This window comes from Pelomonas caseinilytica (assembly GCF_021353235.1).
GTDB lineage: Bacteria > Pseudomonadota > Gammaproteobacteria > Burkholderiales > Burkholderiaceae_C > Pelomonas > Pelomonas caseinilytica.
Map to the genome: position 1 here is coordinate 786,152 of NZ_JAJTWT010000001.1, position 20,122 is coordinate 806,273.

General features: G+C 71.2%; 15 protein-coding genes. 11 read left to right on the top strand and 4 right to left on the bottom strand.

The window, feature by feature from the left end; all coding sequences use genetic code 11:
* Positions 1-16 precede the first annotated feature (16 nt).
* The 4 genes from LXT12_RS03730 (at position 17) to LXT12_RS03745 (ending at position 5,936) form a co-directional block, all read left to right on the top strand.
* Positions 17-1,456, top strand: coding sequence for an aldehyde dehydrogenase family protein (locus LXT12_RS03730; protein WP_233389562.1), 1,440 nt, complete (start codon positions 17-19; stop codon positions 1,454-1,456).
* A 66-nt stretch (positions 1,457-1,522) separates the two neighbouring features.
* The gene (locus LXT12_RS03735) at positions 1,523-2,890 is read left to right on the top strand and encodes an MFS transporter (protein ID WP_233389564.1); all 1,368 of its coding nucleotides are present in this window, start codon (positions 1,523-1,525) and stop codon (positions 2,888-2,890) included.
* Between the two features lie 46 nt (positions 2,891-2,936).
* Positions 2,937-4,310 carry a metallophosphoesterase family protein gene (locus LXT12_RS03740; protein WP_233389567.1) on the top strand — a complete coding sequence of 458 codons (1,374 nt, stop codon included), beginning with the start codon at positions 2,937-2,939 and terminating at the stop codon, positions 4,308-4,310.
* Between the two features lie 189 nt (positions 4,311-4,499).
* A complete protein-coding gene (locus LXT12_RS03745; protein ID WP_233389568.1) occupies positions 4,500-5,936 on the top strand; it encodes a S41 family peptidase in 1,437 nt (478 codons plus the stop codon).
* Positions 5,937-6,008: 72 nt separating this feature from the next.
* Here the strand turns inward: LXT12_RS03745 and LXT12_RS03750 are convergent, their stop codons facing one another.
* A complete protein-coding gene (locus tag LXT12_RS03750) occupies positions 6,009-7,208 on the bottom strand; it encodes an MFS transporter (RefSeq protein WP_233389569.1) in 1,200 nt (399 codons plus the stop codon).
* Positions 7,209-7,280: 72 nt separating this feature from the next.
* On the opposite strand from LXT12_RS03750, the gene LXT12_RS03755 reads away from it, so the two are divergent.
* The 5 genes from LXT12_RS03755 to LXT12_RS03775 all read left to right on the top strand — a co-directional run bounded on the left by LXT12_RS03755 (position 7,281) and on the right by LXT12_RS03775 (position 11,653).
* A complete protein-coding gene (locus tag LXT12_RS03755) occupies positions 7,281-8,207 on the top strand; it encodes a LysR family transcriptional regulator (RefSeq protein WP_233389571.1) in 927 nt (308 codons plus the stop codon).
* A 4-nt stretch (positions 8,208-8,211) separates the two neighbouring features.
* Positions 8,212-8,955: a HesA/MoeB/ThiF family protein gene (locus tag LXT12_RS03760; RefSeq protein WP_233389573.1), complete on the top strand. Its 744-nt coding sequence runs from the start codon at positions 8,212-8,214 to the stop codon at positions 8,953-8,955.
* A 64-nt stretch (positions 8,956-9,019) separates the two neighbouring features.
* Positions 9,020-9,895, top strand: a complete 876-nt coding sequence (locus LXT12_RS03765) for an LOG family protein (RefSeq protein ID WP_233389580.1) — start codon at positions 9,020-9,022, stop codon at positions 9,893-9,895.
* Positions 9,892-10,812, top strand: coding sequence for an arginase (gene rocF / locus LXT12_RS03770; RefSeq protein WP_233389581.1), 921 nt, complete (start codon positions 9,892-9,894; stop codon positions 10,810-10,812). The genes LXT12_RS03765 and rocF overlap by 4 nt, the downstream gene beginning before the upstream one ends.
* A gap of 7 nt (positions 10,813-10,819) precedes the next feature.
* Positions 10,820-11,653, top strand: a complete 834-nt coding sequence (locus LXT12_RS03775) for a phosphodiesterase (protein WP_233389583.1) — start codon at positions 10,820-10,822, stop codon at positions 11,651-11,653.
* A gap of 131 nt (positions 11,654-11,784) precedes the next feature.
* On the opposite strand, the gene LXT12_RS03780 is transcribed toward LXT12_RS03775, so the two are convergent.
* A complete protein-coding gene (locus tag LXT12_RS03780; protein ID WP_233389585.1) occupies positions 11,785-14,472 on the bottom strand; it encodes a TonB-dependent receptor in 2,688 nt (895 codons plus the stop codon).
* A 153-nt stretch (positions 14,473-14,625) separates the two neighbouring features.
* Between LXT12_RS03780 and LXT12_RS03785 the strand changes: the two genes are divergently transcribed.
* A complete protein-coding gene (locus tag LXT12_RS03785; RefSeq protein ID WP_233389587.1) occupies positions 14,626-15,078 on the top strand; it encodes a globin domain-containing protein in 453 nt (150 codons plus the stop codon).
* Positions 15,079-15,249: 171 nt separating this feature from the next.
* Here the strand turns inward: LXT12_RS03785 and LXT12_RS03790 are convergent, their stop codons facing one another.
* Positions 15,250-16,065: a DUF429 domain-containing protein gene (locus LXT12_RS03790; protein WP_233389589.1), complete on the bottom strand. Its 816-nt coding sequence runs from the start codon at positions 16,063-16,065 to the stop codon at positions 15,250-15,252.
* Positions 16,066-16,105: 40 nt separating this feature from the next.
* Between LXT12_RS03790 and LXT12_RS03795 the strand changes: the two genes are divergently transcribed.
* Positions 16,106-17,809 (top strand): GGDEF domain-containing protein, encoded by a 1,704-nt coding sequence (locus tag LXT12_RS03795; protein ID WP_233389591.1) that lies wholly within the window; start codon positions 16,106-16,108, stop codon positions 17,807-17,809.
* Between the two features lie 566 nt (positions 17,810-18,375).
* Here the strand turns inward: LXT12_RS03795 and LXT12_RS03800 are convergent.
* A complete protein-coding gene (locus tag LXT12_RS03800; protein WP_233389592.1) occupies positions 18,376-19,932 on the bottom strand; it encodes a methyl-accepting chemotaxis protein in 1,557 nt (518 codons plus the stop codon).
* Positions 19,933-20,122 lie beyond the last annotated feature (190 nt).

Below are 20,122 nucleotides of genomic sequence, written 5' to 3' on the forward strand. Positions count from 1 at the left end.
CCACCGCAACACTGACATGCACAAGAACCTCATCAACGGTGAATGGCTGGACGGCCCCGCCGTCTCGCGCAACGTCAACCCGTCGGACACCCGCGACCTCATCGGCGAGTACGCCCAGGCCGACGCGCACCAGGCCGAACTGGCCATCTCGGCGGCGGCAGCCGCCTTCCCGGCCTGGAGCCTGTCCACGCCGCAGCAGCGCTTCGACATCCTCGACGCCGTCGGCACCGAGATCCTCGCCCGCCGCGCCGAGCTGGGCGACCTGCTGGCCCGCGAGGAGGGCAAGACCCTGCCCGAGGCCGTCGGCGAGGTCGTGCGCGCCGGCAACATCTTCAAGTTCTTCGCCGGCGAGGCCCTGCGCCCCGGCGGCGAGAGCCTGCCCTCCGTGCGTCCCGGCGTGGGCGTGGAAGTGACGCGCGAACCCCTCGGCGTCGTCGGCCTCATCACGCCCTGGAACTTCCCCATCGCGATCCCGGCCTGGAAGATCGCGCCCGCCCTGGCCTGGGGCAACTGCGTGGTGTTCAAGCCGGCCGACCTGGTACCCGGCTCGGCCTGGGCCCTCGCCGAGATCCTGTCGCGCTCGGGGCTGCCGGCCGGCGTGTTCAACCTCGTCATGGGCCGCGGCTCGGTCGTCGGCGAGAAGCTGCTGCACGACCCGCGCGTGGCGGCCATCAGCTTCACCGGCTCGGTCGCCACCGGCCAGAAGGTGGCCGCCGCCGCCGTGGCCCGCATGGCCAAGTTCCAGCTCGAGATGGGTGGCAAGAACCCCATGGTGGTGCTGGACGATGCCGACCTCGGCGTGGCGGTGAACGCCGCCGTCAACAGCGGCTTCTTCTCCACCGGCCAGCGCTGCACCGCCTCGTCGCGCCTGATCGTCACCGAAGGCATCCACGACCGCTTCGTCGCCGCCATGGTCGAGAAGATGAAGGCGCTGAAGGTGGACGACGCCCGCAAGGCCGGCACCGACATCGGCCCCGTGGTGGACGCCAGCCAGCTCGGCCAGGACGTGGACTACATCGGCATCGCCCGCGCCGAAGGCGGCCGCCTGGCCCAGGGCGGCGAGCGCCTGGAGCACAACGCCGACGGCGCCCCCGGCTTCTACCTCACGCCGGCCCTCATCACCGACACGACGGCCGCCATGCGCATCAACCGCGAGGAGGTCTTCGGCCCCGTCGTCAGCGTCATCCGCGCCCGCGACTACGACGAGGCCCTGCACCTGGCCAACGACACGCCCTTCGGCCTGTCGGCCGGCATCGCCACCACCTCGCTCAAGCATGCCACCCACTTCAAGCGCCACTCGCAGGCCGGCATGGTGATGGTCAACCTGCCGACGGCGGGCGTCGACTATCACGTGCCCTTCGGCGGTCGCAAGGGCAGCAGCTACGGCCCGCGCGAGCAGGGCCGGCATGCCGCCGAGTTCTACACGACGGTGAAGACCGCCTACACCCAAGCCTGATTCCCACCCCTTTCGGCACCACCGCCCGGCAGAAGGCGGAGCCGCTGCATTGCCCGGAGACAACCGATGACCACCACCGCCCCGCTGGCCCGCGCCGCCGCGAACAGCGCCACCCGCACGAAGAAGCGCTTCGCCATCCTGGCCATGCTCTTCATCGTCACCACCATCAACTACGCCGACCGCGCGACGCTGTCCATCGCCGGCCCGGCGCTGTCCAAGGAGCTGGGCATCGATGCCGTGACCATGGGCTATGTGTTCTCGGCCTTCGGCTGGTCCTACGTCATCGCCCAGCTGCCCGGGGGCTGGCTGCTGGACCGCTTCGGCTCCAAGGCCGTCTACGCGGCCAGCATCCTGCTGTGGTCGGTGTTCACGCTGCTGCAGGGCGGCATCAGCTTCCTGACGGCCACGGCCAGCACGGCCGTCGTGGTGCTGTTCGCGCTGCGCTTCCTCGTCGGTGCGGCGGAGGCGCCCTCCTTCCCGGCCAACGGCCGCATCGTGGCGAGCTGGTTCCCGGCCGCCGAGCGCGGCACGGCCTCGGCCATCTTCAACTCGGCCCAGTACTTCGCCACCGTGCTGTTCGCGCCGCTGATGGGCTGGATCACCCATGCCTACGGCTGGCCGGCCGTCTTCGTCGTGATGGGCGCCCTGGGCATCGTCCTCGGCCTGGTTTGGCTCAAGACCGTCTACACGCCCAGCACCCACCCCGGCGTCAACCAGGCCGAGCTGGACCACATCGCCGCCGGCGGCGCGCTGGTGAACATGGACCAGCCGGGCACCCAGAGCCGCAGCTTCGCGCCCGACTCGCCCAAGCTCGGCTACATCCGGCAGCTGCTGTCCAACCGCATGCTCATGGGCGTCTACATCGGCCAGTACTGCATCACCACGCTGACCTATTTCTTCCTGACCTGGTTCCCCGTCTACCTCGTCAAGGAGCGCGGCATGTCCATCCTCAGCGCCGGCTTCGTCGCGGCGCTGCCGGCCATCTGCGGTTTCGCGGGCGGCGTGCTGGGCGGCGTCATCTCCGACGCGCTGCTGCGCCGGGGCAGCAGCCTGACGCTGGCGCGCAAGACGCCCATCGTCGTGGGCATGCTGCTGTCCACCTCCATGATCGTCTGCAACTACGTCGACAGCGCCACGCTGGTGGTGGCCATCATGTCGCTGGCCTTCTTCGGCAAGGGCCTGGGCGCCCTGGGCTGGGCCGTCGTCTCCGACACCTCGCCCAAGGAGATCTCCGGCCTGTCCGGCGCCCTCTTCAACACCTTCGGCAACACCGCCGGCATCACCACGCCCATCGTCATCGGCTACCTCGTCAAGGGCACGGGCTCGTTCAACGCGGCCCTGGTCTTCGTCGCGGCCAATGCCCTGGTCGCCGTCGCCTGCTATCTCTTCGTGGTGGGCGAGATCCGGCGTTTCGAGCTGAAGAAGGCGGCTTGAGCTTGCCGACAGCTTGGCGGCGCGCGAGCCGCTAATCTCCCGGTCCATGCGCCGCCTCGCCCTGCTCCCGCTCGTCCTCCTCGCCGCCTGCGCCGGCACGCCGCCGCCGCCGGCCGAGCCACCCGCGCCGGCCGGCCTGCAGCAGGCCTGGGTCCAGGCCGTGGCCGGACCCGGCTGGGCCGTGCGGGCCCTGACGGCCGAGGCCCGTTGCCCCGACCTCGCCTGGCCCGGCGGCAGCGCCCCCATGGCCGAGCGCGCGGCACCCGCGGACGAGCCGGCGCCGCCGGGCAACCACGAGCCCGAACGCAAGCCCAGCCGCTTCACGCTGCGCGCCTGCGAGGCGCCCTGGCCCGCGGGCGTCGCCGCCCTGCAGGTGGGCGACGTCGCGCTGAAGGCGCCGCCCCGCCACCCCCACCGCATCCTCGTGCTCGGCGACACCGGCTGCCGTCTCAAGGGCTCGACCCATGCCTACCAGGGCTGCAACGACCCGCTGGACTGGCCCTTCCCGCGCGTGCTGGCCCAGGCGGTCGCGATGAAGCCCGACCTGGTCGTCCACGTGGGCGACTTCCACTACCGCGAAAGCCCCTGCCCGGCCGGCGTGGCCGCCTGCGCCGGCAGCCCCTGGGGTTATGGCGACGACACCTGGCAGGCCGACTTCTTCCGCCCCGCCCAGGCCCTGCTGGCGTCGGCGCCCTGGGTCTTCGTGCGCGGCAACCACGAGGCCTGCAGCCGCGCCGGCCAGGGCTGGCTGCGCTATCTCGATCCGCAGGCCGGCCCCGCGCGCCGCTGCGGCGAGGGCACCACGGAGCCCGGCTTCGACGCAGGCGACTTCACCGCGCCCTTCACCGTGCCGCTGTCGCCGCGCAGCCAGCTCATCGTCTTCGACTCCTCCGAGATCGGCACCACGACGCCACCGCGCACCTCGCCGGCCTGGGCGCGCTGGCGGGCCCAGCTCGACCGCGTCGCCGAGCTGGCCCAGGATCGCGCCCAGAGCATCTTCGTCAACCACCACCCCAGCCTGGCCTTCAACCCGCACCCGCTCGGCCGGCCAGGCCTGTCGAGCTCGGGCCTGACCCCGCTGCTGCAGGACGCCACGCCCAGCCGCCTCTTCCCGGCCGGCGTGCAGTTGACCCTGCACGGCCACGTCCACATGCACCAGGCCCTGGGCTTCGCCAGCAACCACCCGGCCACCCTGGTCGTGGGCAACAGCGGCTCGGCGGCCTCGGGCCGCGTCGACGCCGAGGCCGCCCTCAAACACGAGTTGCTGCCCGGCGCGCGGCTGGAGACGGTCGAGATCCACACCGACTTCGGCTTCTCCATGCTCACCGCCACGCCCGAAGGCTGGGACCTCGACGCCTACGACGCCCTCGGCCAGCCGCTGGCCCGCTGCGTCGTCGCCGGGCAGAAGCTGCGCTGCTGAAGGACATCCCGTCACGCATGACTTCCGGTAGGGACGCCAGACGTAAAGCCCGCGCATTCCGTCACCTGACGGCGGAATTGAAGGGTTTCTGTCGGGTAAACCGGAACCGCCTTCCAAGCCCCCCGGGCTACACTGGCCTCACCTGTCAAGCTGTTTCGGCAGGATTACGTTGATCACAGGACTCGCCTCATGAGCTCCAAATTGAAAGTCGCCGGTTGGGTCGCCCTCGGTGCCGTCGCAGGTGCACTCACCACGATGCAACTCCAGGCCAATGCGCGCAGCAGCCTGTCGCCCCTGCCCCTGGAGGAAATGCAGCAGCTCGCCGCGGTTTTCGGCCTGGTCAAGAGCGAATACGTCGAACCCGTCGACGAGAAGAAGCTGATCAACGACGCGATCTCGGGCATGGTGTCCGGGCTCGACCCCCATTCCCAGTTCTTCGACAAGAAGACCTTCAAGGAATTCCGTGAAGGCACGACCGGCAAGTTCGTCGGCGTCGGCATCGAGATCGGCATGGAAGACGGCCTGGTCAAGATCGTCTCCCCCATCGAAGGCTCGCCCGCCTTCCGCGCCGGCCTGAAGAGCGGCGACCTGATCAGCCGCATCGACGACACCGCCGTGCGCGGGCTGTCCATCGACCAGGCGGTCAAGAAGATGCGCGGCGAACCGGCCACCAAGGTCAGCCTCACCATCTACCGCAAGGCCGAGAACCGCACCTTCCCCGTGACCATCGTGCGCGAGGAGATCAAGGTCCAGAGCGTGCGCGCCAAGGTGGTGGAGCCCGGCTATGCCTGGATCCGCGTGAGCCAGTTCCAGGACCGTACCGTCGACGACTTCGCCAGGAAGCTCGAGGAGATCTACAAGCAGGAACCCCACCTCAAGGGCCTGGTGCTCGACCTGCGCAACGATCCGGGCGGCCTGCTCGAAGGCGCCGTGGCCATCTCGGCCGCCTTCCTGCCGCAGGGCGTGGAAGTCGTCTCGACCAATGGCCAGGTGCCCGAATCCAAGGCCAGCTACAAGGCCACGCCGGACGACTACCGCCGCCGTGCCAGCGACGACCCGCTCAAGCGCCTGCCCGCCGCCCTCAAGACCGTGCCGCTGGTGGTGCTGGTCAACGAAGGCTCGGCCAGCGCCAGCGAGATCGTGGCCGGCGCCCTGCAGGACCACCACCGCGCCACGCTGATGGGCGCCCAGACCTTCGGCAAGGGCTCCGTGCAGACGGTGCGCCAGCTCGGCCCCGAGACGGCCCTGAAGATCACCACGGCCCGCTACTACACGCCGAGCGGCCGCTCCATCCAGGCCAAGGGCATCGTGCCCGACGTGATGCTGGACGAGACCGCCGAGGGCAACGTCTTCGCCGCCCTGCGCATGCGCGAGTCCGACCTCGAAAAGCACCTGGCCAACGGCCCCGAGGACAACGCCGAGCGCCAGAAGGCCCGCGAGGAAGCCCGCGCCAAGCTGGAGGCCGAGTACGCCAAGCGTGCCGAGCCGCCCAAGCCCCTGCCCGAGTTCGGCTCGACCGAGGACTTCCCCCTGGTCCAGGCCCTGAACCAGCTCAAGGGCCAGCCGGTCATCGCCTCCAAGACCGCGGTCGAGCGCAAGGCCGAGGCCAAGACGAACAACGAATAACGACGTAGCACACCTGATTTCAAGCACACGGGCCCTCTGGGCCCGTTTTTTTGCTCTTTGCCGGCCCGCGCGTCAGCCGCCCCGGCGTGCGACGGCCAGCGCGCCGAGCGCCGCCAAGGCGCCCAGCGCCGGCACCGCCCGCCAGCCGAAGGCAGCCAGCAGCGCCGAGCCCAGCGCCGCGCCGCTGGCCATGCCGACGAACATCGAGCTCACCAGCACCGCGTTCAGCCGGCTGCGCGAGGCCGGGTCGAGGCTGTAGATGACGCTCTGGTGGGACACCAGGGCCGCCTGCACGCCCAGGTCGAACACCACGGCCACCGCCACCAGGCCCCAGAGCGATGCCGGCGCGACGGCCTCGGCCGCGAAGGCCACGAAGACCAGCAGCGCCGCCGCCCGGATCACCGCCTGCGGACCGCGCCGGTCGGCCATGCCGCCGGCCAGGGGCGCCGCGAGGGCGCCGGCCGCACCCGCCAGGCCGAAGGCCCCCGCCACGGCGCTCCCCTGGCCGAACTCGGGCCCGGCCAGCACCAGCGCCAGCGTCGACCAGAAGGCGCTGAAGGCCACGGACAGCAGGCCCTGGGCCAGGGCGGCCCGGCGCAGCGCGGGGTAGCGCGTCCACAGGCCCGCCATCGAGGCCAGCAGGGCGCCGTAGCCGGCCTGCGTCGCCGGCACGAAGCGCGGCAGGCCGCGCCACAGCAACGGCATGACGAGGGCCACGGCGACGGCGGCCGTGCCGTACACCGCCCGCCAGCCGGCCAGGGCGGCGAGGGAGCCGGCGGCCACGCGCGACAGCAGGATGCCGAGCAACAGCCCCGTCATGACCTGGCCGACGCGCCGGCCGCGCTCGGCCTCGGGCGCGAGCGTCGCGGCGGCCGGCACCAGGTCCTGGGCCAGCGTGGCGGTCAGCCCGATGGCGATGCTCGCGACGCACAGGGCCGCGAAGCCCGGCGCCACGGCCGCGGAGGCCAGGGCCGCCACCAGCGTCGCCGCCTTGACGACGATGATGCGGCGGCGGTCATAACGGTCGCCCAGCGGGGACAGCAACAGGATGGCCGCGCCGTAGCCGAGCTGGGTCAGCGTGGGCAGCAGGCCGATGGTGGCGCTGCCGACGCCGAAATCGGCCGACAGCAGGCCGAGCAGAGGCTGCACGTAGTAGATGGAGGCCACGGCCAGGCCGGTGGCGGTGGCCAGCAGCAGCGTCAGGGCCGCACCGAGCGCCGGGGCGGCGGACGCGCCGGCCGCAAGGGTGGGAGAGGCAGGAGTGGAGTTCATGGCCGGGAGTTTCGCGAGCCGGCAATCCCCCTGCTAGACGCATAGCCTCACTGACTGACATACGCTTCATGCATGAGCACGAGTTTCGACCGCCTGCTGCTGATGCAGACCTTCGTCCGCGTGGTGGAAGCAGGCAGCCTGTCGGCGGCCGCCCGCCAGCTCGGCACGACGCAGCCGACGGTGAGCCGCCGCCTGCAGGCCCTGGAGCGCCAGCTCGGCCAGCCGCTGGTGCAGCGCTCGACGCACGCCCTGAGACTGACCGAAACCGGCGAGAGCGCCTACGAACAGGCCAAGGCCCTGGCGAGCGCCTGGGAGGGCTTCGAGGAATCGCTGCGCGCCGAGCCCGGCCTGCCGGAGGGCCTGCTGCGCGTGCAGGTGCCCCATGCCTTCGGCCAGGAGCATCTCGTGGCGCCCCTGGTGCAGGCGCTCAAGGCGGCGCCGGGGCTGCGGGTGGAATGGCTGCTGAGCGACGCGCCGCCCAACTTCGTCGAACAGGGGCTGGACTGCGCCATCCGCGTGGGCGGGCGGGCCGAAGGCGCCGTCGTGGCCATCCCGCTGGCCCGCGTGCCGCGCGTGCTGGTGGCCTCGCCCGCGCTGCTGGCGGGGCGCATGCCGGAGCGCCCCGAGGACCTCGCCGAGCTGCCCTGGGTGGCGCTGCAGACCTTCTACCGCCACGAACTGCAGCTGTGGCGCGACGACGGCGAACGCGGGCGCGTCGCCATCCGCCCCGTGCTCGCCACCGACAGCCTCTACGCCAACCGCGAGGCCGTGCGCCTGGGCCTGGGCGCGGCCCTGCTGTCCGGCTGGGCGGTGCAGCATGACATCGAGCAGGGCCGGCTGGTGCGGCTGCTGCCGCGCTGGCGCGGCGAGGCCCTGCCGGTGCACCTGCTCTACCCCAACCCGCCCGCGCCCCCCGCACGGCTGCGTTACTTCATCGAGGCGATGCGGCGCAGCATGGGGCAGCCGCTGTGGCCGGACGCCGGCCAAGGGCTATCCTGACGCCATGACCGACGACGACCTGCTGCGCTACTCCCGCCACCTGCTGCTCGACGAAATCGGCATCGACGGCCAGCAGCGCCTGCTCGACGCGTCGGCCCTGGTCATCGGCGCCGGTGGCCTCGGCTCGCCCGTGGCGCTCTATCTCGCCTCGGCCGGCGTCGGCCGCATCACCCTGGTCGACCACGACACCGTGTCGCTGACCAACCTGCAGCGCCAGATCGCCCACGACATGGCCAGCCTGGACCGCCCCAAGGTCGAGTCGGCCGCGGCGCGCATGGCGGCGCTCAACCCGGCCGTGCAGGTGCGCACCCTGGCCCGCAAGGCCGACGCCGCCCTGCTCGACGCCGAGGTACCGCGTGCTGACGTCGTCATCGACTGCAGCGACAACTTCGCCACCCGCCATCTCGTCAACGCCGCCTGCGTGCGCCACGGCCGCCCGCTGGTGTCGGGCGCGGCCATCGGCTTCGACGGGCAGGTCAGCGTCTATCGCGCCCATGGCGAGCACCCCTGCTATGCCTGCCTGTTCCCGCCCGAGTCGGGCTTCGAGGACGTGGCCTGCGCCACCATGGGCGTGTTCGCGCCGCTGGTGGGCATCATCGGCAGCCTGCAGGCGGCCGAGGCCCTCAAGCTGCTGGCCGGCGTGGGCGAGCCCCTTGCCGGCCGGCTGCTGATGCTGGACGGCCGGCGCATGCAATGGAGCGAGATCGCCGTGCAGCGTGACCCGGATTGCCCCGTCTGCGGCGCATGAAATCCCGCGGGCGCGCCGCATTGGGGCACAAAATCCGGCGCCGACCTGCCCACACTCCGCTCCCATGAAACCGACCGACGTCCCGACGCGCAACTTCCCCACCGCCCGGGAAGAGTGCCGCACCCTGCAGCCCCATCCCGATTACGACAGCCCGGGCAGCAGCTACGAACTGGCCTTCAAGGACGAAGCCTTCCTGCTGCGCCAGGACATGCGCCCCGTGCGCATGCAGCTGGAGCTGATGAAGCCCGAGGTGGTGCAGAACGAGCAGGGCGTCACCTCCACCATCGTCATCTTCGGCAGCGCGCGCATCCTGTCGGCCGATGCCGCCCAGGCGCTGGTGGCCGCCGCCGAGGCCAGCGGCGACGAGGCCAGCCTGCGCATCGCGCGCAACAAGCTCGAGATGAGCCGCTACTACGAAGAGGCGCGCCGCTTCGCCCAGATCGCCACCGCCGAATGCGCCCAGCGCGGCCGGCCCGTCGTCATCGCCACCGGCGGCGGCCCCGGCATCATGGAAGCTGGCAACCGCGGCGCCTACGAGGTGGGCGGCAAGAGCGTGGGCTTGAACATCGTGCTGCCGCACGAACAGGTGCCCAACCCCTACATCACGCCGGAGCTGTGCTTCCGCTTCCACTACTTCGGCCTGCGCAAGATGCATTTCCTGATGCGCGCGCTCGCCCTCGTCTGCTTCCCCGGCGGCTTCGGCACGCTGGACGAACTCTTCGAGACCCTGACCCTCATCCAGACCGGCAAGAGCCGCCGCCGTCCCATCCTGCTGTTCGGGCGCGAGTTCTGGACCCGGCTGATCAACGTCGAGCTGCTGCTCGAGACCGGCATGATCAGCCCCGGCGACGAGAAGCTCTTCCACTACGTCGAGACGGCCGAGGAGGCCTGGACCGTGCTGGAAGCGGAACCCGAACTCTCCAGCATCACGACACCATGACCAAGCTCAGACACGTCTCCCTCATCGGCGCCCCCACCGACGTCGGCGCCGGCGCCCGCGGCGCCAGCATGGGCCCCGAAGCCATGCGCGTGGCCGGCCTCGCCGAAGCCCTGCGCGCGCGCGGCGTGGACGTGGTCGACCGCGGCAACCTCGTCGGCCCGACCAACCCCTGGCAGCCGCCCGTGTCGGGCTACCGCCACCTCGAGGAGGTGGTCGCCTGGAACCGCACCGTGCACGAGGCCGTCTATGCCGAGCTCAGGACCGGCCGCATGCCCATCCTGCTCGGCGGCGACCACTGCCTGGGCCTGGGCTCCATCAGCGCCGTCGCGCGCCACTGCCGCGACATGGGCAAGAAGCTGCGCGTGCTCTGGCTGGACGCCCATGCCGACTTCAACACCAGCGAGCTCACCCCGAGCGGCAACATCCACGGCATGCCCGTCGCCTGCCTGTGCGGCTTCGGCCCCAAGGAGCTGATCGAGATCGGCGGCCACGTGCCCGCCATCAGCCCCAAGTGGATACGCCAGATCGGCATCCGCAGCGTCGACGAAGGCGAGCGCGCCTTCGTGCACCAGCACGACCTGGAGGTTTTCGATATGCGCTTCATCGACGAGATGGGCATGCGCCACACCATGGAGCTGGCCCTGGCGACGCTGGACGACAACACCCACCTGCACGTCAGCTTCGACGTCGACTTCCTCGACCCCGTGATGGCGCCCGGCGTGGGCACGACGGTCGGCGGCGGCCCGACCTACCGCGAAGCCCACCTGTGCATGGAGATGATCTCCGACACCGGCCGCATGGCCTCGCTGGACCTCGTCGAACTCAACCCGGCGCTGGACGAGAAGAACAAGACCGCGCTGGTCGCGGTCGACCTCATCGAGAGCCTGTTCGGCAAGTCCACTCTGATGCGCAAGTAGGCCGGCCATGGACGCCACACCCTACCTGCTCGTCCAACTCAGCGACCCCCACGTCACCCACCGGGGCCGGCGGATCGGCGGGCAGGTGGACACGGCCGCGGCGCTGCGGCATGCCGTCGAACGGGTGCTGCGCGTGCGACCGCGGCCCGTGGCCGCGCTCATCAGCGGCGACCTCGTCGACGCCGGCCACCCGGACGAATACACCCACCTGCGCGAACTGCTCCAACCCCTGCTCGATGCCGGCCTGCCCCTGGCCCTCCTGCCCGGCAACCACGACGCGCGCGGCCCGCTGCAGGCGGCCTTTGCCGGCCTGCCCGGCGTGCACTGCGGCGCACCGGGCGGACAGGCCCTGCAGTACGCCCTCGACCTGCCCGGGCCGCTGCGCCTGGTCGTGCTCGACAGCCTCGTGCCCGGCAAGCCGCACGGCGGCCTCGACGAAGCGCGGCTCGCGCAGGCCCATGGCCTGTTGGCCGAACGCCCCGACGTGCCGGCCATCGTGGCCCTGCACCACCCGCCGCATCCGACCGGACTCGCCGTCATGGACACCATGGCCCTGATACAGGGCGCGGCCGGCTTCGAGGCGCTGATCGCCGCCCACCCGCAGGTGCAGCGCATCGTCTGCGGCCATCTCCACCGCATGACCCTGGGCCGCGTCGCCCATGCCGCCGTGATCAGCGCCCCCTCCACCGCCCACCAGGTGGCCCTGGACCTCGCACCCGACGCCCCGCTGCGCATCGCGCTGGAAACGCCCGGCTGGCTCATCCACGCCTGGGGGCCGGGGCTGCCGCTGGTCACGCATCTGGCGCAGGCGGGCGAGCCGGAGGTTCTCCCGGATCTCTAGCCGGGAATACCGAACACAGCCACGGAGGCACAGAGGCACAGAGAGATCACCAGCACATCGACGCAGCCGTACCTCTCTGTGTCTCTGTGGCTGCGTTTCGAGATCGACACCGGCTGACGGGCGCCGCGGGCTCAGAACCGGTAGCTCGCCCCCACGGTGAAGTAGCGGCCCACGGCGCCCTCCTGGTGCAGCGAGGGGTTGTAGTGCGCCCCGCCCGAGGACACGCCGCCGCCCGTCGAGCCCGAGGCGAAGGCGTCGACCGGCGCGCGGCGGTCGAAGAGGTTGGCCACCGAGGCGCGCAGGCTCAGGGCCTCGCTCAGCTTCCAGGAGCCGGCCAGGTTGAAGGTCGTGAACGAGGGCACCCGGCACAGCGGCGAGCCGCCGGCCGGCAAGCCGTTCGGGAAGATGGTCGACAGGGCCGCCGCACAGTCGGGCAGGTTGTAGCTGGCGTCCTCCACCCGCATGCCGCTGACGTGGTTGAGCGTGCCGGTCAGCTCGACCGGGCCGCGAGCCCAGGTCAGGGCCAGGGCGGCGCGGTCGCGCGGCGTGCCGGTGTTGGTGGAGACGAAGCTCGGCCCGTGCGTGCCGGCCATCTCGTAGCGCTGGCCGGGGCCGCGGTCGATGGTGTAGCGGATCATGTGCGTCCACTGCAGCTGCGGCGTGAACACGCCCCAGCCACCGGCCTCCAGGCGCAGCCGCATGTCGAGGTCCACGCCGCTGGTGCGGGCGCTGCCCAGGTTGATGAAGGGATAGGTGCCGTAGAGGATGGTGTCGTCCGGGCCGGTGGGCGCGGCGTTGGGCGTCGTCGGGCTGTTGACGCGGTACAGCTGCGTGCCGTAGGCCTCGGGCGTGTCGATCTGGTACTGGCCGAAGAGGCCCACCGACACGATCTGGTTGCGGATGCGGATGTCGTAGTAGTCCAGCGTCAGGTTGAATGCGGCGTTCGGCTCGAAGACCAGGCCCAGCGTGTACGAGATCGACTTCTCCGGCCGCAGGTCCTTGCCGGGCAGCTGCAGCTGGGTGCCGCCCACGCCGATGTCGCAGGGCTGGCCGGGCTTGACGAGGTTGCACAGCGCCGTGTCCACCAGCGGCGGCAGGTAGCCGGCGCTGGAGCCGGACACGCCCGCTTCCACCGGGTTGGGCGCACGGAAGCCCCCGGCGTAGGTGCCGCGCAGCGTCAGCTCGCGCAGCGGCCGGTACTTGGCGCCGACCTTGGGCGTCACCGACGAGCCGTAGGTGTCGTAATGGTCCACCCGGGCGGCAGCGTCGACCTCGAGCTGGCGGGTCAGCGGCGCGGCCAGCTCGACGTAGGCCGCGCTGATGGTCTGCTTGCCCACGCCAAAGGCGTAGATGTTGCTCGCCTGGGCGCCGGTGGCGAAGCCGTCGGGGAAGCGTTCGTCCAGCGAGCGCTTGCTGTACTCCAGGCCCAGGCCGAGGGCCAGGGCGCCGCCGTCCAGCGGCATCAGGTCTCGGCTGGCGCGCAGCGACAGGAAGTTGAGCGTGTTGGTCGAGGTCGAGCGGCCCTCAGGCGTCAGCGTCGCGCGCACGTCGGCGGGGTTGTTGGCGCCGATGACGTAACGGCCGCTGTCCAGCGCCGACTGCAGGGCCGGCAGGCTGATGAAATGACTCGCGGTCAGCTCGGTCGCGACGCGGGTCAGGCCGAGCGTGGCCTGCAGGTCCCAGCCGGCCCAGCCGCCCGACAGCTCGGTCACGAAGCGGGTCGAGCGGGTGGAGGTGCGCGAGCGCTGGGCGGGCAGGTCGCCGAACTCCTGGTCCACCGGCAGGCCGGTCGCGGGGTCGATGACGTTGGTGCCGTTGAGTGCCGTGGGCTGCGGGCTGGGATGGTCGGGGCCGAAGGCGAAGGTGGTGATGCCGCCCGAGGGCGACACCGTGTTCAGCAGGCCCACCTGCGTGGCCTCGCTGCCGAGCACCGAGGCGGCGACCGACAGCGTCCAGTCCTTGGGCAGCAGGGCCGTGAGCTTGCCGAGCAGGCTGTAGTTGCGCGTGCGCGGCGAGACCTGCAGCTCCGGGTTGGCGACGAGGCCGAGGTCCTCGCCGCCGTAGCGCGTCCAGTCCGAGCCGCCGAGGGCCGGCCGGTCGCTCAGCAGGATGGCGTCCTGGCGCCGGGCGCTGGCGGCCACGTAGCCGGCGACGTGGTCGCGGTCGAGGTCGCCGAAGCCGCGGATGCCCGAGAGCTTGAGGCTGCGGCCGTCGCCGCGGCTGGCCTGGCCCCAGTCGGCATGCAGGGCCGTGCCGCTGTGGCTGCGCTTGAGGATGACGTTGACGACGCCGGCCATGGCGTCGGAGCCGTAGATGGCCGAGGCGCCGTCCTTGAGCACCTCGACGCGCTCGACCGCGTCGACGGGGATGGAGGCGATGTCGACGAAGTCGCGCTGGCCGTCGTCCGGCAGCGGGTAGGAGGCCATGCGGTGGCCGTCGATGAGCACCAGCGTGGCGCCCACCGTCAGCCCGCGCAGCGAGATGCCGCTGCCGCCGGCGCCGAAGGCCCCGGGCGTGGCCTGGCCGAGCGAGCCCATGTTGTTGGCCGACAGGTGCTGCAGCACCTCGCCGAGGGTGCTGTAGCCGCTGCGGGCGATGTCCGCCGCGGTGAGGTTCTGCACCGGGCTGGGCGTCTCGGCGTCGGCGCGGCGGATGTTGGAGCCGGTGACCGTTACCCGCGCCAGTGCCGCCTTGCCCGTGTCGCCCGCCGCGCCGTCGCCGCTCGCGGCCTGGGCCCACAGGGCCGGGGAGAAGCTGGTCAGCAGCGCCGCGGCGAGCGGCAGCAGGGTCGTGGCGGGCGAACGGGCGGCAGGGTTCACGGTGGGGTCACCTCTGAAGAGCGTGGAAAGGGCGCGAGATTCTCGGCGCAGCAAGAAGCGCGCCGCACACCCGCGTGCGACAGGGCGGGCATGACGTCTGTTGCGGGCAACACTCGGTTCTAGGATGGGCCACTTCCGCTCCGAGCGACTGCCATGCCCCCTCCCACCCTCTTCCAGGCCCTCGGCGGCCTCGACGGCGTGCGCCGGCTGGCCCACGCCTGGCACGAGCGCGTGCTGGCCGACGAGGTCGTGTCCCACGCCTTCAGCCACGGCTTCCATCCCGATCACACCGCGCGCCTGGCCGCCTACTGGAGCGAGGCCTGGGGCGGGCCGGCGCTGTACACGGCCCTGGGCGGCAGCGAGACGGCGGTGGTGCGCATGCACAGCGGCAATGGCGCGCACGAGGAGATGGACCGCCGCGCCATCGCCTGCTTCGCCCAGGCCCTGGACGACGCGGGCATCACCAAGCCGGCCCTGCGCGAGGCCCTGCTCGCCTACTTCAGCTGGTCCACTACCCAGCGCATGAGCGCCTACCCCGCCTCGCCCGACGACGTGCCGGCGGGGCTGCAGGTGGCGCGCTGGGGCTGGGACGGGCTGCAGCCGTAGCGCCTCGGTTGTTCATGGAACGGCGGAGTGTTGCGGGCCGAGCGCTGGGCCGCCCCGAGCCGGCCCGCGCTGGCGATGTGCTCGCGGCTCGATGCCGCGAGCATCGCCGCCCCCTTGGGGGGCGGACCGGACACGCGCCGCGTTCAGCGCGCGGGGCTGGGCCGGGGGCAGTCACGTCAAGCCGACGATCCAGCCCTCGACCGGGTCGACGCCCTCCGGCCAGGCATAGCGCGGCTGGGTCGTCGCCCAGGCCGCCTGCACCAGCGCCAGCACCGCGTCGAGGCGGTCGCCGCTGCCGTCCGCCACCAGTTCGTCGCGCTGGGCGTGGCTGAGCTTCAGGCGCAGGCCCAGCTGCGTGCGGCCCTGCTCCAGCGCCTCGACCATGTCCTTGCGGGCGATCAGGCGCTCGGGTGTCTGCGCGGCGCGGGTGTCGCTCTTGTAGGAGCGCCGGCCGATCAGCTCGCGCGCCAGCAGGCCGGGGTAGGCCTCCAGCGCCACGCGCGCCGGGTCGCCGTCGAGATGGCCGGGCAGGCTCACGCCGGCCTCGATGAGGCGGGGCACGCCGGCGTGCAGCATCCACGCGACCGGCGGGTTGACCCACTTCATGCTCGAACTCGACCCCGCCGGCCCGTCGCAGGCGCGGTGGGCGAACTTGGACCCCGCCGGCCGCGCGTCGCAGAAGGCCGCGAAGCGCTCGCGGATCTCGGCCCGCTCCAGGCCGGCGTAATGCGCCATCAGGGCGGCATAGCCGGTCGGCCAGCCCAGGTGCTCCACCAGCTCGCGCGGCAGGCCGAAGGGCAGGTCCAACCCCGCCACCCAGGGCCCCGGCCGGCGCAGCCAGGCCGAGAAGGCGTCGAGGCTGTCCAGCGCTGTCAGCCCCTGCAGCCGCACCACGGCCCCCTGCCGGCGGCCTTCCGCCACGACGATGGGCTTGCCACGGCGGGGCGCACTCGTGAAGTCGATCCCGAAAACAGTCGCATCCGTCATGGCCGGCATTCTGGGGCTGGGCAAGAATCGACAGCTTCCCATGGCCGCCCTGCTCGACCTCCCGCCCCCGCCCGCCGGCAACGGCGGTTTCGACGCCGCCGCCTTCGATCGCGCCGTGGCCGCCGAACGCCAGCGCGCCGCGGCCGGCGCCTACGAGGCCTCGTGCGAGGCGCTGGAGCAGTTGCTGAAGACCTGCCCGGCCGGTGAGCTGCAGCGGCGCGCCCGGACCCTGGCCCTGCTGGCCCACCAGTACCCGCGCCTGGGCCACCTGACGGCCAGCGCCCGCTGCGCGACCGAAGCCCTGGGCCTGGCCGAACGGCTGGGCGACGACGGCCTGCTGGCCGACGCCCTGACCTCGCAGTGCTACGTCTACGCCCAGTCACTGATGGGCCGCGAGGCCCTGGCGGCGGGCATGAAGGCCCTGGCCGCCGCCCGCCGCGCCCGCGATGCGGCCCGCGAGGCCTGGGCGCTGAACCGCGTCGGCGTCGCCTATTCCAGCCTCGAGAACCCCGCCCAGGCCTGCGCGTCCACCGAGCAGGCGCTGGAGATCGCGGCCGGCACCGAGGCCGCCGAGGTGCTGTTCTCCTGCCACAACAACCTCGCCTACTACTGGCTGCGCCGCGTGCAGGAGGCCACCGAGCTGGGAGACGCGGCGGCACGGACGGAAGCCGTCGCCCAGGCCCGGCGCACGGCCGAGCAGGCCACCGCCCTGGCGCGCCACTCGGGCAGCCCCTTCCAGGTCGCGGTCGCGGTGTCCAACCTCGTCAATGCCCTGCTGGCCGGCGGCCAGCTCGACGAGGCCCTGCCCCTGCTCAACGAGTTCGGCCACATCGCCCACGACCATGGCTACCGCACCCTCGCCATCGAAGCCGACGCCCAGCGGGCCATCTTCCTGCGGCAGAAAGGCGAGCCGGCCCAGGCTGCCCGCATCCTGGAGGCCCTGCTGCGCGCCACCGCCGAGCCTCCGCCCAAGCTGCGCCGGCTGCTGGTGCGGGCGCTGTACGAGACGCACAAGGCCTGCGGCCAGTACCGCGAGGCCCTGGGCTGGCTGGAGGAACTCGGCGGCCTGGAGCGCCAGATCCGCCGCGACAACCTGGTGCTGCAGACCGAGGTCATCCTCATCCGCGACCAGGTCGAGCAGGCCCAGGCCCGCGCCGACAGCGCGGCGGCCGACGCCCGCCGCGAGCGCGCCCGCGCGGCTCATCTCGAGAACGAGCAGCAGCGCCTGCGCGAACACGCCCGCGCCCTGGACCGCGCCGCCCACGAGGACGTGCTGACCGGCCTGCACAACCGCCGCCATGCCGAGTTCGCGCTGCCGCTGCTCGTCGAGGGCGCCCGCATGGCCGGCCAGGTCATCAGCGTCGCGACCCTGGACGTCGACCACTTCAAGCGCATCAACGACAACCACGGCCACGCCGTCGGCGACGCCGTGCTGCAGCAGCTGGCCCAGCTGCTGCGCCACCGCCTGCGCAGCGCCGACCTGCTGGCCCGCATCGGCGGCGAAGAGTTCCTGGCCGTGCTCGTCGGCATCGCGCCCCAGCAGGCCGCGGAGATCTGCGAGCGGCTACGCCTGGCCGTGGCCGAGCACGACTGGTCGGCCATCACGCCGGGCCTGGTCGTGCGCGTGAGCATCGGCATCGCCGGCGGCAGCGCACCGCTGCAGGCCGAAGCCCTGCTCAACCGCGCCGACCACGCCCTCTACGCGGCCAAGCGGAGTGGGCGGAATCGGGTGCATGTGGATTGAGCTGAGGGGGCGACGGAGTCGAAGGCTGCAATAGGACTCGCAGCGGACTTCCTCGGCTGGTCGGTGACGGGCAATTCCGGCGACAGGCCGACTTCACGCTGATCACACACGAGAACGGGACAATGGCACCCCTGTACAGCAAGCCCGGGCGCAATGAATAGCCGACTCCTCATCGCCACGCCTGTTTTCATGGCATCGCTTTGTGGAAGCTACGTCGGTCTGTTCTCGTGCGGTGGCTACGCATGGCACGAAACGGCATTCGCTTGGGCACTCTTCGCCGGCATGGCCGCGTGGCTCACCTTGCCCGCAATCCGTCAGCGGCCTGCGCGACTTCGGACTCTCGTCGTGTTGTTGGTGCCTCTTGCTTTCGGAACAGCGCAAGCGGCGGCTGCAGCGTTCTATCCTGCCAGCCCGGATTCCCTCGGCGCCTTCCTGCGGTCTTTCCTGCGCGCCATCCAGTACGGTCCTTGCTGAGTTGCGCGCCTCAGGCAGGTCGATGTAGTCAGTCGGCCCCTCACCCCCCATCCCGATCGGACCGTGGCTTAGGGCATCAGGCCACCAGCCCCTCAGCCGGGGCTTCCTGACAGCCGGAACACACTGACCACGCTGACCAGCTTGGCGGCCTGGTCACTCAGGGACTTGGAGGCGGCGGCGGCTTCTTCGACCAGTGCAGCGTTCTGCTGGGTGACGCCGTCCATCTGGTTGATGGCCTGGTTGATCTGGGATATGCCGCCGGTCTGCTCCTGGCTCGCCGTCGTGATCTGGCTGATGATGTCCGTGACCCGCTGCACGCTTGCCACCACTTCCTGCATCGTGGCACCCGCCTGGTCCACGAGCATGCTGCCCGCTTCAACACGGTCCACGGAGCTGCCGATCAGGGCCTTGATCTCCTTGGCGGCTTCGGCCGAGCGTTGGGCAAGGCCACGGACTTCTGCGGCGACGACGGCAAAGCCGCGCCCCTGCTCGCCCGCGCGTGCCGCCTCGACGGCAGCGTTGAGCGCGAGGATGTTGGTCTGGAATGCAATGGCGTCGATGACGCCGATGATCTCGCCGATCTGCTTGGCCGACGCGTTGATCATGCCCATGGTCGAAACCACCTGGGACACGACCAGCCCGCCCTTGGCTGCGACCTCCGAAGCCGAACTCGCCAGCTGGCTGGCCTGGCGTGCACTGTCGGCCGTACTCTGGACGTTCCCGGTGAGCTCCTCCATGGAGGCGGCCGTTTCCTGCAGCGAACTTGCCTGCTGCTCGGTCCGCGCGGAAAGGTCGAGGTTGCCGACCGCGATCTGCCGGGACGCCATGGCGATCGAATCCGTACCGGAGCGCACCTCGCTGACGATCTTCGCCAGGCTGGCACTCATGGCATTCAGTGCCCGCATGAGCTGACCCAATTCGTCCCGGGAGTCCACCTCGATGGCGGCCGTGAGATCCCCGTCGGCCACGCGCTGCGCCATCCCGACGGCCACGCTCATCGGGCGCGTGATGCCTCGGGTGATGGACCACGCCGTGAATACCGCCATTCCGACGGCAGCCGCTGCAAGCCCGATCATCAAGGCGCGTCCAAACGCGAAGTCGCTCAGCAGCGAGCGGGACTCTTCGTCCATCTTGCTCTTCTGGAGCTGCACCATGTCATCCAGCAACTTGACATAGGCGCCGCCGGTCTGCGCGATCTTGCCTGCGAGCAGTTGCCGAGCGCCGGCTGCATCGCCTCTGGCCACGGCGGCCACCAACTCCTTCTGCGCGTCCAGGTCGGCCGCGCGCGCTTGCATGATCGCGGTGAACAGGTCCCGCGCCTTAGGCACGTTGATGAGCTTGTCGAAGGTATCCAGCAGGTCCTTGTTGATCGCACGCAGGGCGTTCATCGCGTCGACTTCACGCTGCACGCCCGCGGCTTCGCCCTCGATCACGCCGTCGCGCATGTGCTGGTGAATCAGCGCGACGTTGTATTTGATCTCCGTGGCCAGGGCGATCTTGCGGTATCGATCGTTGAGGATGTTGTCCACCCTCTGCTGCGCCCCGTTCATGCGGCCGATGGCAACGACGATGGTCACGACCATCAGCACGATGACCACCCCAAAGCCCGCCCACAGGCGGACGCCGATCTTGAGATTCGATAGCTTCATGTTCCCTTCCCCTTTTGGCCGTACCAGGAAGTCGGGGCGCTATTCGCAAGCCACCACCTGACGCGCAGGGACTCAGCCTGCATCCCTTGCATTCGACTTCTTGTTCGCACGGCGTTGGAGCCCGCGCTGCTGTCGTTGTGTCACCAGGTCGCCAAGAAATATAGGGCGCACAGGGTCGCGCGTCTACGGA